At 71.4% G+C, this 16,206-nt stretch carries 13 protein-coding genes; 7 read left to right on the top strand and 6 right to left on the bottom strand.

The window, feature by feature from the left end; genetic code table 11:
- The first annotated feature begins 136 nt into the window (after window positions 1-136).
- The gene (locus tag ACFYT4_RS00155) at window positions 137-832 is read left to right on the top strand and encodes a DUF998 domain-containing protein (protein WP_389263653.1); all 696 of its coding nucleotides are present in this window, start codon (window positions 137-139) and stop codon (window positions 830-832) included.
- On the opposite strand, the gene ACFYT4_RS00150 is transcribed toward ACFYT4_RS00155, so the two are convergent.
- Window positions 789-1,934 carry a PP2C family protein-serine/threonine phosphatase gene (locus ACFYT4_RS00150; RefSeq protein ID WP_389263651.1) on the bottom strand — a complete coding sequence of 382 codons (1,146 nt, stop codon included), beginning with the start codon at window positions 1,932-1,934 and terminating at the stop codon, window positions 789-791. The genes ACFYT4_RS00155 and ACFYT4_RS00150 overlap by 44 nt on opposite strands.
- 301 nt (window positions 1,935-2,235) lie before the next feature.
- Here ACFYT4_RS00150 and ACFYT4_RS00145 point away from each other — a divergent pair, with 301 nt between their 5' ends.
- Entirely contained in the window at window positions 2,236-3,456 is a 1,221-nt protein-coding gene (locus ACFYT4_RS00145) for a GNAT family N-acetyltransferase (RefSeq protein ID WP_389263649.1), read from the top strand.
- 200 nt (window positions 3,457-3,656) lie between these two features.
- On the opposite strand, the gene ACFYT4_RS00140 is transcribed toward ACFYT4_RS00145, so the two are convergent.
- The 3 genes from ACFYT4_RS00140 to ACFYT4_RS00130 form a co-directional block, all read right to left on the bottom strand.
- Window positions 3,657-4,466 carry an Fpg/Nei family DNA glycosylase gene (locus ACFYT4_RS00140; protein WP_389263647.1) on the bottom strand — a complete coding sequence of 270 codons (810 nt, stop codon included), beginning with the start codon at window positions 4,464-4,466 and terminating at the stop codon, window positions 3,657-3,659.
- A 216-nt stretch (window positions 4,467-4,682) separates the two neighbouring features.
- Window positions 4,683-5,168 (bottom strand): ribose-5-phosphate isomerase, encoded by a 486-nt coding sequence (locus ACFYT4_RS00135; protein WP_389263645.1) that lies wholly within the window; start codon window positions 5,166-5,168, stop codon window positions 4,683-4,685.
- A 377-nt stretch (window positions 5,169-5,545) separates the two neighbouring features.
- A complete protein-coding gene (locus tag ACFYT4_RS00130; RefSeq protein ID WP_389263643.1) occupies window positions 5,546-6,130 on the bottom strand; it encodes a biotin transporter BioY in 585 nt (194 codons plus the stop codon).
- Between the two features lie 385 nt (window positions 6,131-6,515).
- Here ACFYT4_RS00130 and ACFYT4_RS00125 point away from each other — a divergent pair, with 385 nt between their 5' ends.
- The 3 genes from ACFYT4_RS00125 (at window position 6,516) to ACFYT4_RS00115 (ending at window position 10,214) form a co-directional block, all read left to right on the top strand.
- Complete coding sequence (locus tag ACFYT4_RS00125; RefSeq protein ID WP_389263641.1) at window positions 6,516-7,940, top strand: amino acid permease; 1,425 nt, start codon at window positions 6,516-6,518, stop codon at window positions 7,938-7,940.
- A 363-nt stretch (window positions 7,941-8,303) separates the two neighbouring features.
- Entirely contained in the window at window positions 8,304-9,398 is a 1,095-nt protein-coding gene (locus ACFYT4_RS00120) for a glycerophosphodiester phosphodiesterase family protein (protein ID WP_389263639.1), read from the top strand.
- A 180-nt stretch (window positions 9,399-9,578) separates the two neighbouring features.
- The gene (locus ACFYT4_RS00115) at window positions 9,579-10,214 is read left to right on the top strand and encodes a superoxide dismutase (protein ID WP_389263637.1); all 636 of its coding nucleotides are present in this window, start codon (window positions 9,579-9,581) and stop codon (window positions 10,212-10,214) included.
- A 141-nt stretch (window positions 10,215-10,355) separates the two neighbouring features.
- Here ACFYT4_RS00115 and ACFYT4_RS00110 read toward each other — a convergent pair whose 3' ends face one another.
- Window positions 10,356-10,997 carry a DsbA family protein gene (locus ACFYT4_RS00110; RefSeq protein ID WP_389263635.1) on the bottom strand — a complete coding sequence of 214 codons (642 nt, stop codon included), beginning with the start codon at window positions 10,995-10,997 and terminating at the stop codon, window positions 10,356-10,358.
- 125 nt (window positions 10,998-11,122) lie between these two features.
- On the opposite strand from ACFYT4_RS00110, the gene pepN reads away from it, so the two are divergent.
- Together pepN and ACFYT4_RS00100 are read left to right on the top strand one after the other, a co-directional pair.
- Window positions 11,123-13,693, top strand: a complete 2,571-nt coding sequence (pepN, locus tag ACFYT4_RS00105) for an aminopeptidase N (protein WP_389263633.1) — start codon at window positions 11,123-11,125, stop codon at window positions 13,691-13,693.
- A gap of 263 nt (window positions 13,694-13,956) precedes the next feature.
- Window positions 13,957-14,985: a hypothetical protein gene (locus ACFYT4_RS00100; RefSeq protein ID WP_389263631.1), complete on the top strand. Its 1,029-nt coding sequence runs from the start codon at window positions 13,957-13,959 to the stop codon at window positions 14,983-14,985.
- Between the two features lie 25 nt (window positions 14,986-15,010).
- On the opposite strand, the gene ACFYT4_RS00095 is transcribed toward ACFYT4_RS00100, so the two are convergent.
- Window positions 15,011-16,177, bottom strand: a complete 1,167-nt coding sequence (locus tag ACFYT4_RS00095) for a serine hydrolase domain-containing protein (protein ID WP_389263629.1) — start codon at window positions 16,175-16,177, stop codon at window positions 15,011-15,013.
- Window positions 16,178-16,206: the final 29 nt, after the last annotated feature.

Here is a 16,206-nt window from a genome sequence, read left to right as displayed (position 1 = left end):
CGTCACTCGCCCCGCTCTGCGCAGACGTCGAACAGCCTAAGCGACAGGGAAGAGGGGCATTCCCTGTCACATCCCCCGATCGACGTGTGGGTGAGAAGCAGAACCCGAAGAAGCACGATGGGAAAGGCAGCACCCCATGACCCCCACGGTCGGCACCACCTCCCTCTCCTCCTCCCCCGCGGCCACCGCGGTGAGCACCCGTCGGCTCCTTGTGAGCGCGGCGGTCGGCGCCCCCCTGTGGGTGGCCGTCTCCCTGGCCCAGGCGGCCACCCGGGACGGCTTCGACCTCACCCGCCATCCGCTCAGCATGCTGAGCAACGGCTCGCTCGGCTGGCTCCAGATCACGAACTTCGTGGTCACCGGCGTACTGACCGCCGTGGGCGCGTTCGGACTGGGCCGCGCCCTGCGCGGTACCCCCGGGGGCACCTGGGTGCCACGGCTGGTCCTGGTCAACGGGATCGGCAACATCGCGGCGGGGGTCTTCGTCATGGACCCGGGGGACGGATTCGCCGGCGCCCCGGCCGGGACGCCCGAGACCCTCTCCGGCGCGGCCGTCGGGCACCTGATCGCCGGGTCGCTCGCCCTCTTCGCCCTGGCCGCCGCGAACTTCGTGCTCGGCCGCCACTTCAGCCGCGCCGGTGAGCGCGGGCTCGCCATCGGGTCCCGTATCGCCGGAGCGGCCCTGCTGCTCGGCAACGGCTGGGCGTCGGCAGGCGGCGGGAGCGGGTCGCTGACCCTCGCGATCGGGGCGATCATCGCGATGCTGTGGGTGTCCTACGTGGCGCTGCTCACGTTCCGCGGCACAGCAGCAGCAGGGCACGGTCGTCGTTGACGTCCTTGGCGACCGCCTCGATCAGATGCCAGGCCGCTCCCTCGAAGCCCGAGTGGACATAGCGGTCGGCCTCACCGGTCAGGCGGTCCATGCCCTCGCTGATGTCCCGGTCCGAAGCCTCCACCAGCCCGTCCGTGAACAGCATCAGTACGTCACCGGGGCGCAGGGAACCCTTCACGGGGTCGAACTGCGCCCCTTCGTACACCCCGAGGAGCGGGCCCTCCGCCCCCTTCTCCTCCCAGCGGCCGCTGCCGGCGTTCAGCTGGAGCGCGGGCAGATGGCCCGCGGAGAGCAGTTCGTAGTCACCGGAGTCCAGGTCGAGGACCAGATGGATCGAGGTGGCGAACCCCTCGTCCCAGTCCTGGCGCAGCAGATAGCCGTTGGCGGCGGGCAGGAAACCGTGCGGCGGCAGCGAGCCGAGGAGCCCGCCGAAGGCACCGGAGAGCAGGAGCGCGCGGGAGGCCGCGTCCATGCCCTTGCCGGAGACGTCGGTGAGCACGACTTCGAGGGTGCGGCCCCCGTTCGTCCGGGCCGCGACGACGAAGTCCCCCGAGAAGGACTGCCCGCCCGCCGGGCGCAGCGCCATCTCCCGGTGCCAGCCGGCGGGGAGCCGGGGCAGGGCGCTCTGCACCCGGATGCGTTCGCGCAGGTCGAAGAGCATGGTCCCGCCGCGCCGCCAGGGCACGCCGACGCGCGCTCTGAACTGGGCGATCAGCAGCCCGAAGAACCCGCAGGCCGCGACGACGAGGACGGTGCCGGGCGTGACGCGGGCGGGCCCGTCGGCGTACGGGCCGAGCGCGAAGGTCTCCACGATCAGGCCCGCCGCGCACGCCGCGTACAGCCCGAGCAGGCTCGCGGGACGCAGCAGCAGCGCGCCGGCCACGATCGGCAGCACGAGGGCCGCCGGCGAGATCCAGTCGGATTTTTCGGTCGTGCCCCAGGTGAGCAGCGGGACGGTCAGCAGGAGCCCGGTGAGCGCGAGGGTGTCCGAGCCGTCGCCGCGGAAGTAGTCGACCGCGGATTTGCGCAGCGCGGTGCGCACCCGGTGCACCGACTTCCGCATCCGGGCCTTGATCGAATCTGCTGCGCTCCCACGGGCCATTGTCGTGTGACCCTATCGATCCGTCGGGCGTTCGTGCAGGGGGACCCCTGAGACAATGCGTTCGAAATCGGATCGCACTGTCGACATATCGCCTGGTAATGATGGCATATGACAAATGCGTTGCGGGAGCTTCGGCCCCGACGGCGGGAGGCGCCGAACCGTCGTGCGAGCGGCGGGAGTTGCCCCGGCCTGCATAGAGTGAAACCCCTGTGACGTACGTGCCCTCTGATGTGATGCAGGCGTGCTCCCGACGCCTGTGACTGATACCTCTGATGGATGCCTCCGAGACAGGGATGGGTGTATGACGACCGAGCTGCGGGTCCTCAGTCCGAGCGAGTGGGACGTCTGGTACAGCGCGCTGGAACGGACCTTCGGAGACGGGGACAAGGGCTCCGAGCACCGTGAGCTGGTGAGGAGTCTCACCCACTACGACCGCTCACTGGGCGTCTACGACGGCGACGAGTGCGTCGGTACGGCCGGGTCCTTCCCCTTCGAGGTCACGGTGCCGGGCGGCTCTCTCGTACCCTCCGCGGGCGTCACCATGGTGAGCGTCGCGGCGACACACCGCCGGCGCGGGATCCTGACCTCCCTCATGCGCCGCCAGCTCGACGACGTCCGGGAGCGGGGCGAGCCGCTCGCGGTGCTCCTGGCGTCCGAGCCGGCGATCTACGGGCGCTTCGGCTACGGCATCGCGAGCCGTCGCCTCCGTGCCGACATCGATACGTCACGCGTACGGCTGGACGGCCCGGCGGAGGACGGGGACGCGATACGGCTCCGGCAGGTCGCGCCCGCCGACGCGATGGCCGCCTGTGAGGCCGTCTACGCCGGGATCGTCCCGACACGCCCCGGGATGATCGACCGGCTGCCCGGCTGGGACCGCCTCCAGGTCTTCGACCGTGACCCCTCGGCGCCGCTCCAGTGCGTGCTCGCGGAGCGGGACGGGGAGGTCTCCGGCTACGCGCTCTTCCGCCACCGCTCCTCCTGGAACGCGGCCGGGCCGGACGGGACGGTCGAACTGCGGGAGCTGAACGCCCTGGACGCCTCCTCCTACGCGGCCCTGTGGCGGTTCCTCTTCGGCATCGACCTCACCTCGACGCTCAGCTGCGACAACCGGCCCGCCGACGACCCGCTGTTCCATCTCGTCTCCGATCCGCGCCGGTGCGCGCTGCGCGTCTGGGACGGGCTGCACCTCAGGCCCGTGGACGTCGGGGCCGCGCTGGCCGCGCGGACGTACCGGGTGCCGGTGGACGCCGTCCTGGAGGTCGAGGACTCCTTCTGCCCCTGGAACGAAGGACGCTGGCGGCTCTCCGGCGACCACAAGGGCGCGGTGTGCGAGCGTACGGCGGACGCCGCGGACCTGGTGCTGTCGGTACGGGACCTGGGCGCGCTCTATCTGGGCGGGTCGTCCCTGCGGGAACTGGAGGGCGCCGGGCGGGTGCGGGCGGTCTCGCCCGCCGTGGTGGAAACGGCGTCCATGGCCTTCGGGAGCGATGTGGCGCCTTGGGTTCCGCACGACTTCTGAGGGTTTTCAGGGGTGCGGGCGAGGCGGGGCGGGGACGCGGTGGAAGCGGTGCGGGCGCCCACCGTACGGCGGGTGCCGTGCGGCGGGCGCCCGGGGGCGCGAGGCCGCCGGAGACGGGCGCCCGGGCGCGGGTCCGCACGGGCGCGGGTCGTCCGCACGAGGGGGCGCCCGGACGCGGCCGGGGCGCGGGCCGGGTGCCGTCAGCCGCGCTGGCAGCGCGGGCACCAGAACAGATTGCGCGCCGCCAGACCGGCGGTGCGGATCTCCGTGGCGCAGATGTGACAGGGCAGGTTCGCCCGGCGGTACACGTAGACCTCGCCGCCGTGGTCGTCGATCCGCGGGGGCCTGCCCATCGCCTCGGGGGTGTGCTCGGGGCGGACGGTGTCGATGCGGTTGTTGCGTACGCCCTCGCGCATCAGCTCCACGAGGTCCGCCCAGATCGTGTCCCACTGCGTACGGGTCAGCTCCCGGCCCGCGCGGTACGGATCGATGCCGTGCCGGAACAGGACCTCGGCGCGGTAGACGTTGCCCACGCCCGCGATGATCTTCTGGTCCATGAGCAGCGCGGCGATCGTCGTACGGGACCGGGCTATCCTCGACCACGCGCGTTCCGGGTCGTCGCCGGGCCGCAGCGGATCGGGCCCCAGGCGGTCGTGTATCGCCGCCTTCTCGCCGTCCGCGATCAGCGCGCAGGTCGTCGGCCCCCGCAGATCGACGTACGAGTCCTCGTCCGCGAGGCGGAGGCGGACGGTGTCCGAGGGCGGGGGCGCGGGCGCGTCGCCGAAGTCGACCTTACCGAAGAGGCCGAGGTGGATATGGATCCAGCCGAGGGGGCCGAAGCCGAGGAAGAGGTGCTTGCCGTGCGCCTCGGCGTCGTCGAGGACCTGGCGGTCGAGGAGCGCGGCGGAGTCGGAGAACTTGCCCTGCGGGCTGCGGACGGTGACCCGGCGCGCGAGGAAGCGGGTGCGGTGATCGGCGGCGAGGCGGTGGATCGTATGCCCTTCGGGCACGGTACGGCTCCTCTCACACGGGGCTCGGGCCCTGGTGGGGAAGCCGCCCCCGGACCCCGCTCCTCGATCGCCGCAGGGGCCGGGGACTCCCGCCCCTGAGCCGGCCGGTCGCGTCCGGTCGTCCGGGACGGTCCCCGGTCGCCGGACGGGGAGGATTCTTCCATCCCACCGGGCGACCGCGGACCGTCCCCGGCCCGGGGTACCGGGCACACGGTGTCAGGACTGGGGGTGACCCTCGGGGATCGGGGGGAGCTCGCCCGTGGTCTCGTACGCCGTCAGCATGTCGATCCGGCGGGTGTGCCGCTCCTCACCGGAGTACGGGGTGCCGAGGAAGATCTCGACGAACTTCGTGGACTCCTCCACGGAGTGCATCCGCCCGCCGATCGCCACCACGTTCGCGTTGTTGTGCTCGCGCCCGAGCGCCGCCGTCTGCTCGCTCCACGCCAGCGCCGCCCGTACCCCCTTCACCTTGTTCGCCGCAATCTGCTCACCGTTGCCGGAGCCGCCGATGACGATGCCGAGGCTGTCGGGGTCGGCGGCCGTCCGCTCGGCGGCGCGGAGGCAGAAGGGGGGGTAGTCGTCGAGGGCGTCGTAGATATGGGGACCGCAGTCGACGGGGTCGTGGCCATGGGCCGTGAGCCACTCGACGAGGTGGTTCTTGAGTTCGTATCCGGCATGGTCGGAACCGAGGTACACGCGCATGATCCGAGTGTGGCACGGCTGGGGGCGCCTTCCGGCCAGGGGGTCCCGGCCATCAGGTTCCCCGGTCGGCAGGTTCCCGGGCGCAGGGAAGCCGGGCCGCCGGAAGACCGGAGGGCGGGCCGTCAGGGAGGAGTCCGGCCGTCACCGCCGGCGCCGCCCGTACCCGGGTGTCCCCGTCGTCGGGACGGAGGCCGAGCACGAGTCGCCGGGCCGTGGCCCGCGGCAGGGCGCTGAAGGTCACGGCCGGTCCCGCCGTCGGCTCGGGGTCCGCTCCCGGAGTCCCTGAACGCCCGAGGCCGAGTGCGGCGGAGCACTGACGGGTTCACCCCCGGCGCTCCGCCGCACTCGGCCTCGGGTACGGGCCTCGGGTACGGGCCTCAGCCCTTGCGGCCGATGAGCTTCCAGGCCGCGGGCAGCGCGCCCATCGCCAGGGCCGCCTTCACCGCGTCACCGATCAGAAACGGTGTGAGTCCCGCCGCGACCGCCTGAGTGAGCGTCATGCCCGTGGACAGGGCGAGATACGGGACGCCGACCGCGTAGATGATCACCGAGCCGAGCACCATCGCGCCCGCCGCGCGCGGGACGGAACGGTCGGCCCCGCGGCGGGCCAGCGCGCCGACGACGGTCGCCGCGAGCAGCATGCCGAGGATGTACCCGAACGACGGCATCCCCCAGCCCGACTCGCCCTCCGCGAACCACGGCAGGCCCGCCATGCCCGCCACGGCGTACAGCCCGAGGGAGAGGAAGCCCCGGCGCGCGCCGAGCGCCGTGCCGACGAGGAGCGCGGCGAACGTCTGCCCGGAGACCGGGACCGGGGAGCCGGGGATAGGCAGGGCGATCTGGGCCGCCACACCGGTGAGCGCCGCGCCGCCGACGACGAGGGCGATGTCCCGCGTACGGGAGGCGGGCAGCAGGTCCGCGAGGACCGCTCCGGGACGGGAGGTGACTGAAGCAGTGCTCATCGGAACTCCGCGAGGCGAGGGTGCAGGAAAGTGCAGGGGGAACACAGTGACCGTAGCCCACGGGGATTCCCCGGATCACCGTCAGCCGCCGACAAAGGCGGACGAGCGCGCTTCATGGAGATCCCACAAAACTTCCACCACACCCAGACACCCGCGTGACACTTTTCACTTGAGGTAGGGGGTTGTCTGATCCCGATACGCGAGGTAGGCGAACTGTAGGTTTCCACCAAAGCGCCCTGGATGCCGGAGCCCTCGCCGCGAGGTGCTCGCGTGGACACCTTGTGTGAGCCTCATGACCGTATAGCGGACAGCTGTTCCCCATTGTCGGTACGTCCGCTCAGACTGTGGCCCGTTCCCCACAGCCAATGAACAGGGCACTCCCCCCATGTCCCGTACCTCCGCGCCCGCGCCCGCCGACCGCTCCGGCGGGTCCGAACGCCGCCCGGACGACATCACGCTCTCCCACGGCCTCAAGCAGCGCCATCTCTCGATGATCGCCCTCGGCGGGGTCATCGGCGCCGGGCTCTTCGTCGGATCCGGCACGGGCATCGCGAAGGCCGGGCCGTCCATCGTCGTCGCGTACGCCCTCTCCGGGCTGCTCGTGATGTTCGTGATGCGCATGCTCGGCGAGATGTCGGCGGCCAATCCGGCGTCCGGGTCGTTCTCGGTGCACGCCGAGCGCGCGATCGGCCCCTGGGCGGGGTTCACCTCCGGCTGGGCGTTCTGGTTCCTGCTCTGTGTGGCCGTCGGCCTCGAAGGCATCGGCGCGGCGAAGATCATGTCCGGCTGGCTGCCGGGTACGCCCGAGTGGGCGTGGGTCGCGCTGTTCATGCTGGTCTTCTGCGGGACGAATCTGGCCTCGGTGAAGAACTTCGGCGAGTTCGAGTTCTGGTTCGCCGCGCTGAAGGTCGGCGCGATCGTGCTGTTCCTGGGGATCGGCGCGCTCGCGATCGCCGGTCTGCTGCCGGGGACCGACGCGCCCGGGGTCTCGAACCTCACCGGCGAGGGCGGCTTCATGCCGATGGGCGCCGACGGGTTCGTCGTCGGGCTCCTCGCGTCCGTGTTCGCGTACGGCGGTCTGGAGACCGTCACCATCGCGGCGGCCGAGTCCGAGCACCCGGTGAAGGGCGTCGCCAAGGCGGTACGGACGGCGATGTGGCGGATCGCCGTCTTCTACATCGGCTCCATGGCCGTCATCGTCACCCTGGTGCCCTGGGACGACCCGCAGATGATCACCAAGGGCCCGTACGTCGCCACGCTCGATCACCTCGGGATCTCCGGAGCCGGCCAGATCATGAACGTCGTCGTCCTCGTCGCGCTGCTCTCCGCGATGAACGCGAACGTCTACGGCGCGTCGCGCATGGCCTGCTCCCTGGTCGCCCGTGGCCAGGGTCCCCGGGCACTCGGCCGCGCGCCCGGCGGGGTGCCCCGGACGGCGGTGCTCGCCTCCTCCCTCTTCGGCTTCGGCTGCGTCCTGCTCAGCTACTGGCGGCCGGACGACGTCTTCCTGTGGCTCCTCAACATGATCGGCGCGATCATCCTCGTCGTCTGGATCTTCATCGCCGTCTCCCAGCTGATCCTGCGGCGCCGGACCGAACGCGAGGACCCCTCGCGGCTCGTCGTACGGATGTGGCTCTACCCGTGGCTGACCTGGGCCGCGCTGCTCGGCATGGCGACGGTGTTCTTCCTGATGGCCCGCGAGCCGGGGACGCGGACGCAGCTGTACTACACGGGCGGGCTGACGGTGGCGCTGGCGGCGGTGGGGTACGCGCGGCAGCGGATGGGTGTCCTCGAACGCCGGACGGGCTGACACACCTCTTCTCGCCGCCCGAACGGAAGGAAAACCAGACCCAACGGCGATCGAGGCGCGGGGGCCCGGGGCCCAGCCCCGCGAGCACCCCACCGGGCACCAGGCCCGCGGTCCGTCCTTCACCACCCGAACGGCTGGCACAACCCCCAACACCGCCGGGGCGGACGGACATCCGGCCGTGCGGAGAGGTGGGGCAGGTTCTGCGCCCGGTGATAACGCAGGGGCGGTTGAGGCGGATGAGTGACGGGCAGTCGCGGGGAGATGACATCGCACGGACACATTCCGGTCCCCCGCCCGCCATATGAGGTGATCAGCGTGGTGGATCGCCCCCCACCATGTCCGAGACCGGAATGGGAGAGCTCCATGTCCGCAATGCCACGACGCCGATCCCTCCTCCTCGCCGCCGGCGCGGCGACCGCCGCGACCGCACTCACCGGCACCGCCCAGGCGCAGGAGCAGCAGAACGGCAAGGGGGAGCCCCGGCATCCGCAGGGCCCGGTGGTGATCGGCCACCGGGGCGCGGCCGGATGGCGCCCCGAGCACACCGCGGGGTCGTACACCCTCGCCGTGCAGACGGGCGCCGACTGGATCGAGCCGGATCTGGTGGTGACGAAGGACCATGTCCTGGTCGTGCGCCACGAGAACGAGATCTCGCAGACGACGGACGTCGCCTCGCACCCGGAGTTCGCGGAGCGCAGGACGGAGAAGCTGATCGACGGACGGAAGGTGAGCGGCTGGTTCACCGAGGACTTCACGCTCGCCGAGCTGAAGACGCTGCGCGCGGTCGAGCGCCTGCCCCTGGTCCGCAACCGCAACACCGTGTTCGACCGGACCGAGCGGATCATGACGTTCCAGGAGGTCGTGGATCTCGCGCGGGAGCTGTCGAAGCGTCATGAGCGGCGCATCGCCGTCTTCCCCGAGACCAAGCACCCCACCTATTTCCGCTCCATCGGGCTGCCGCTGGAGCCGGAGCTCGTCCGGGTGATCCGCCGCAACCGGCTCGGCGCGCGCGAGTGCGTGGTGCAGTCCTTCGAGCCGTCCAGCCTGCTGCGGATCGCCGACGCGCGGCTGCGCCTGCCGCTGTGGCAGGCGCTCGGCACCACGGGCGGCCCGTACGGCCACGACCGGACGTACGCGCAGATGTCGACGCCGGAGGGCCTGCGGAGGATCGCGGAGTACGCGCAGTGGATCGGCCCGGACAAGTCCTCCCTCGTGCCGCCGTCGCCGCTGCTCACGGACGCGCACCGGGCGGGGCTGCGGGTCGGCGCGTACACGTTCCGCGCCGAGAACCAGTATCTGCCCGCGGATCTGCGCCGGGGCACGGTCGGCAGCGAGTTCGGTGACGCGCTCGCCGAGTACGCCCGGCACTACCGCCTCGGGGTGGACGCCGTGGTCACCGACTTCCCCGACCTCGCGGTCATCGCCAGGGAACAGGCCCGGGAGCAGACCCCGGGATAGGTCAGGCGGCCGGCCGGGCACCGGGCCCGTCGGCGGGTCCCGGCAGTGCTCCCGGAAGCAGGGCCGGGGAGCACGGGACCCGCCGGTCCTAGGACCAATGCCTGATCCTGTCCGGTTCCTTTCTGCTGCTAACGTGCACTTGCATAGAATGCGCAACAAGCAGCACGGAGGGACCGGACCATGGCCATCTACACGCTTCCCGAACTTCCCTACGACTACGCGGCGCTCGAACCGGTCATCAATCCGCAGATCATCGAGCTGCATCACGACAAGCACCACGCCGCGTACGTCAAGGGCGCCAACGACACGCTGGAGCAGCTGGCGGAGGCGCGCGACAAGGACGCGTGGGGGGCGATCAACGGGCTGGAGAAGAACCTCGCGTTCCATCTCTCCGGCCACATCCTGCACAGCATCTACTGGCACAACATGACCGGCGACGGCGGCGGCGAGCCGCTGGAGAAGGACGGTGTCGGCGAGCTGGCGGACGCGATCGCGGAGTCGTTCGGCTCCTTCGACAAGTTCAGGGCCCAGCTGACCAAGGCGTCCGCGACGACACAGGGCTCGGGCTGGGGCGTTCTCGCGTACGAGCCGGTCAGCCGGCGCCTGATCGTGGAGCAGGTCTACGACCACCAGGGCAATGTGGGTCAGGGTTCGGTGCCGATCCTGGTCTTCGACGCCTGGGAGCACGCGTTCTACCTTCAGTACAAGAACCAGAAGGTGGACTTCATCGACGCGATGTGGCAGGTCGTGAACTGGCAGGACGTGGCGAAGCGCTACGCCGAGGCGAAGGAGCGCACGCCGCTGATCGCGCCCTGACGGGCGGGCACAGTCGTCCTGCTCGTGATCGTCTTCTCAGCCTTCACCTGCAGGCGGATGAAAGAAGGACCCCCGCGAGGACGTGACTCGCGGGGGTCCTTCCGTATCCGGCCGCGGGAGGGCGCCGGCCGGGGCGCGTGCTCAGAGGTTGGAGAAGTCCGGTCCGAGGGTGCGGGTGCGCTTGATCTCGTAGAAGCCGGGAATCGAGGCCACCAGCAGTGTGCCGTCCCAGAGCCTCGCCGCCTCCTCGCCCCGCGGCGCGGGGGTGACGACGGGACCGAAGAAGGCGACCTGCTCGCCGTCCGCGCCCGGGACCGCGATGACCGGGGTGCCGACCTCCTGGCCGACCTTGTCGATGCCCTCCTTGTGGGAGGCCCGCAGCTGGGTGTCGTAGGTGTCCCGGTCCATGTACTCGACCAGATCGGCGGGCAGGCCCGCTTCCGCCAGGGCGGCGGCGACGGCCTCCCGGCCGACGTCCTCGCCGCGGTTGTGGAACCGGGTGCCGAGGGCGGTGTACAGCTTCCCGAGGACCTCGTCGCCGTGCAGTTCCCGGGCGGCGATCGCGACCCGGACCGGGCCCCACGCCTCTTTCAGGCCCTCCCGGTACTGCTCCGGGACCTCGTCCATCTTGTCCTCGTTGAGCACGGAGAGGCTCATCACGTGCCAGCGGACCTCGACGTCCCGGACCTTCTCCACCTCCAGCATCCAGCGGGAGGTCATCCAGGCCCAGGGGCACACCGGATCGAACCAGAAGTCCACGGGGGTCTTGCCGTTCTCGGACATATCTCTCCTCATCGCGTACGCCTCCCCCGGACAACACCCCCGGTCGGCGGCCGATTCCCGGATACCGGCCGCCAGGTGCCCGTGGGAGTATCGATTCCGTTCGAACGAGACACAAAGGAGTGCCCGTGCCCGGTGAGAATCTGTCCCGCGACGAGGCCCGTGGGCGGGCCGAGCTGCTGTCCGTCGACGGGTACGAGGTGGCGCTCGATCTGCGGTCCGCGGTCGGGGACGTCCCCGAGGGCTCCGGGCCGCGCACCTTCCGCTCGGTGACGACGATCCGTTTCCGCGCGGCACGGCCGGGAGCGGCCTCCTTCGCCGATCTGATCGCTCCCTCGGTCACCGCCGTGACCCTGAACGGCACGGAGCTGGACCCGGCCGCCGTCTTCGACGGCTCGCGCATCGCGCTGGAGGGCCTGGCGGCGGAGAACGTCCTGGTGGTGGACGCGCAGTGCGCCTACAGCCGGACCGGCGAGGGCATGCACCGCTTTGTCGACCCGGAGGACGGCGAGGTCTATCTCTATACGCAGTACGAGCCGGCCGATGCCCGGCGGGTGTTCGCGAACTTCGAACAGCCCGACCTGAAGGCCCCGTTCCGTTTCGAGGTGACCGCGCCGGAGGGGTGGACCGTCTGGAGCAACGGCGCCGTCGAGCACGAGGAGAAGGGGGTCTGGCGGTTCGCCGAGACCCTCCCGGTCTCCACGTACATCACGGCCGTCGTCGCCGGTCCCTACCACTACGAGACCGATCTCTACACCCGGACGCTCGACGACGGCACGAGCCTGGAGATCCCGCTCGGCGCGCTGTGCCGCAAGGGCCTCGCCCGGCACTTCGACGCCGACGACGTCTTCCTCGTCACCAAGCAGGGCCTGGACTTCTTCCACGACCGCTTCGACTTCCCGTACCCCTTCGGAAAGTACGACCAGGCGTTCGTCCCCGAGTACAACATCGGCGCGATGGAGAACCCGGGGTGTGTCACCTTCCGCGAGGAGTACATCTTCCGCGGCCAGGTCACCCAGGCGTCGTACGAGCGACGGGCCACCACGATCCTGCACGAGATGGCGCACATGTGGTTCGGCGATCTCGTCACCATGGAGTGGTGGGACGACCTCTGGCTGAAGGAGTCCTTCGCCGACTTCATGGGCTCGTACGCGCTCGTCGGCGCCACCCGCTTCACCGACGGGTGGATCACCTTCGCCAACAACCGCAAGGCGTGGGCGTACCGCGCCGACCAGCTGCCCTCCACACACCCGGTCACGGCCGACATCCGTGATCTGGAGGACGCCAAGCTGAACTTCGACGGCATCACCTACGCCAAGGGCGCGTCCGTGCTGAAGCAGTTGGTCGCGTACGTCGGCGAGGAGGCGTTCCTGGAGGGCGCGCGGCGCTACTTCAAGCGGCACGCCTGGGGGAACACCCGGCTCGGGGATCTGCTGTCCGTACTGGAGGAGACCTCCGGACGGGACCTGGCCGCCTGGTCGCGCTCCTGGCTCCGGACCTCCGGGGTCAACTCGCTCACCCCCGTGGTGACCTGTGACTCCGCCGACCGGATCACCGAACTCGCGATCGTGCAGGACGGGGACGCGGAGCTGCGCCCGCACCGGATCGCCGTGGGGCTGTACCGGTTCGAGGGCACGGATCTGGTGCGGTACGCGCGTGCCGAGGCGGATGTGACGGGCGCGCGCACGGCCGTCGCCGCACTGGCGGGCTCCGAGCGGCCCGAGCTGATCCTGGTGAACGACGAGGATCTGACGTACTGCAAGATCCGCTTCGACGAGGGTTCGCTGGCCACTCTGCGGGGGCACCTCGGCGATCTCACGGATCCGCTGGCGCGGGCGCTGTGCTGGTCGGCGCTGTGGAATCTGACCCGTGACGCCTTGATGCCCGCCCGGGACTTCGTGGATCTGGTGCTCAGGTTCTCCGGGCAGGAGTCCGGCATCGGCGTGCTCCAGATGCTGCACGCCTGGACCCGTTCGGCGCTGGTCCACTACGCCGCGCCGGAGTGGCGCGAGGAGGGCGGACGGCTGCTTGCCCAGGGAGCGCTCCGGGAGCTGCGGCTCGCCGCGCCGGGGAGCGAGCACCAGCTGGCGTGGGCGCGGTTCTTCGCGTCGGTCGCGGTGTCGGACGCCGACCTCCAGCTGCTGGCCGGGCTGCTGGCCGGCACGGCGAAGATCGACGGTCTGAAGGTGGACCAGGAGCTGCGCTGGGCGCTTCTGGAGCCGCTGGCGTCCCACGGTCTCGCGGACGAGTCCGTGATCGCGGCGGAACTCGCCCGGGACGACACGGCGTCCGGCGCCCGCCACCGCGCCCGCTGCCTGGCCGCGCGCCCGTCCGCCGCCGTCAAGGACCAGGCGTGGGCGCAGGTCGTCGAGTCCGACACACTGTCCAACGCGCTGGTGACGGCGACGATCTCCGGATTTGTGCAGCCGGGGCAGCGGGAACTGCTGGCGCCCTATCTGCCGCCGTACTTCGCGGCGATCGACCGACTGTGGAGCGAACGTTCCATTCAGAGCGCCATGGATGTGGTGTCGGGCCTGTTCCCCTCCCTCCAGGGCGAGCCCGCCCTCACGGCGGCCGACGAGTGGCTCGCCTCCCACGGGGAAGCGCCGCCCGCGCTGCGGCGGCTGGTCCTGGAGGCCCGGGACGATCTGGCCCGGTCCCTGCGCGGCCAGGCGTGCGACGCGGGAGCCGCCGGATAGCCCGGCCCGGGTGCGCGGCGGCGTCACGGAGGCCGCCGCGCACCCGGCCGGGGTGGTGAATCCGGCACCAGGAGCCGGGAGGGGAGCCTGGAAGACCCCGGAAGGCGGGACGACGAGGGGCGGCGGCACGGCGAGGGCGGCCGGAGCGGCCCGAGGCCCATTCGGCATTCGAACTCCCGTACTTTAGGACGGTGTTGTCCGGAATTGTCGACGACCGTGTAACAGCGGTTAGCTCCCACCCCGTCCGCGGGCATCCCCCCGCCATGAACCACAACACCCCGCTCTCACCGCTCTCTCCCCTCCCCCTCTCCCACCTCTCCGACGTCCAGCGCCGGGTGCTCTCCGCCGCTCAGCTCCGCGCGCACGGGGTGTCGGCCGCCCGCACCACCGCGAAGTGCCGGCCCGGCGGCCCCTGGCAGGCGCTGCTGCCGGGTGTGTACGTGCTGCACCCCGGGCCGCCCACCGGCGCGGAGCGCCTCCACGGGGTGCTGCTGTACGCCGGGCGGCCCGCGATCCCGGCGCAGGGCGGGCGGCACGGGACGCCGTACGGGGAGGCGGTGATCACGGGAATGGCCGCCCTCGCGCTGCGGGAGTTCTCCACGGCGACCCCGCTGGCCGCGCTGGACCGGATCGATGTGCTGGTACCGAGGACGCGGCGGCTGCGGTCCACGGGGTGCGCCCGGATCGTCCGCGCCCAGGTGATGCCCCGGGCCGAGCAGATCACGGGGCTGCCGGTCGCCCCCGTGGCCCGGGCGCTGGCGGACGCCGTCGCGCAGTCGGACGACCCCGACACCGTACGGCTGCTGATGACCGAGGCCGTGCGCGGCGGTCACTGCGAACCGGGGGCCGTGGTGGCGGAGTTGAACCGGGCACGGCTGCTGGAGCGGCCGCATGTCGTGGACGCGGTGGACGCGCTGCTCGCGGAGGGGCGATCGGTCGCGGAGGACCGGCTCTACGAGATGGTGTTCCTGCACGGGCTGCCGGACCCCGTCTGGAACGTGGATCTGCGGCTGCCGGGCGGGCCGCATCTGGGCGGGGTGGACGCCTACTGGCCCGAGCAGGCGGTCGCCGTGGAACTGGACACCCGGGCGCCCCGGCAGGACGAGGACATGATGTGGACGGAGCACGTGCGCAAGTGGGAGCACCTGGAGCGGCTCGGGGTCACCGTGGTGCACATCACGCCGAGGAAGCTGCGGGACTCGCTGGAACAGCAGGCGACGGTGGTGCGGACGGCGCTGATGGCGGCGGGCGACCGGGAGCCCGCCGCGTATCTGGTGGTGCTGCCCCGCTGAGGACACGGCGGGGCAGCGCCCCGGTTCACCGGCCGCAGAACTCCGCTTCGACGACCGCCGAGCTGTCCCCGGTCCAGTCCCCGTTGAAGTTGAGCGTCAGCGCGTGCCGGGTGTCCCGGGTCATCAGTGCCTCGGACGCGGAGCCGTGGATGCCGCCGCTGTGGCCCCACACCTCCGTGCCGCAGCTCAGCCGGAGCCGCAGCAGCCCCAGGCCGTAGCCGGCTTCGGGTCGCTGAGGGTCGGGACTGACGGTGGTGGTCATCTCCTTCATCTGCTTCGGGGGCAGCAGACGGCCCTTCAGCAGTTCGCTGAAGAAGCGGTGCAGATCGGCGGAGTCGGAGATCATCTCGCCCGCCGCCCAGGCGGCCGACGGGTTCAGCTCGGTGACGTCATGGGTCCTGGCGTTCGGATCGGCGGAGAGTTTCGAGTACGCGCGGCTCGCGGGGCGCGGGACCCGGTGGTCGTTGCCGGGCACGGACGTGGACCGCAGCTTGAGGGGGCGCAGGACGCGGCGTTCGATCTCGGAGCCGTAGGACCGGCCGGTCACCTTCTCGATGATCATGCCGGCGAGGATGTAGTTGGTGTTGGAGTAGTTCCAGCCCTCGCCGGGGGCGAAGTCGGGCCGGTGCTTCATCGCGATCGCGACCAGCTGCTGCGGCTTCCAGGAGTCGTAGCGGTGCTCGAAGAAGCCGCTGCCGAAGAACGTGTCCTGGACATCCGGGTCGTCGGTGTAGTTGTAGACGCCGCTGGTGTGGTTGAGGAGCTGGCGCACGGTGATGCGGCGGCCGTCGTGGCCGTTGCCCCGGACCACTCCGGGCAGCACCCGGTCCACGGTGTCGTCGAGGTCCAGGCGCCCCTCGGCCTCCAGTTGGAGCACGACGGTGGCGACGAACGTCTTGGTGATGGACGCGACGCGGTAGCGGTCCTGCGGCAGCCGCTCGCGGCCGGTGCGCAGATCACCGACACCCGCGGTGCCGTTCCAGGTGCCGGCGCGGTCGCGCGCGCGGGCGACGACTCCGGGGACCCCGTCCCTCACGGCCGCCTCGATGGCCTGCTGGGTGCGCTCGTGGCCCCGGCCGCCCGAAGGGCCCGCGGCGGCCGGGTGTCCCGCGACGGCGGGTGCCGTCAGAGCCGCGGTGGCGAGGACCGCCACCGCCGCGATCACTGCCGTACGGGCCGTATGTGCCGGCATATCAGCTCCCTGTTCACTGTGCGCGGTCG

The organism is Streptomyces sp. NPDC004609 (assembly GCF_042873655.1).
Taxonomy (GTDB): Bacteria; Actinomycetota; Actinomycetes; order Streptomycetales; family Streptomycetaceae; genus Streptomyces.
This window is presented reverse-complemented; position numbering and strand designations above follow the sequence as displayed.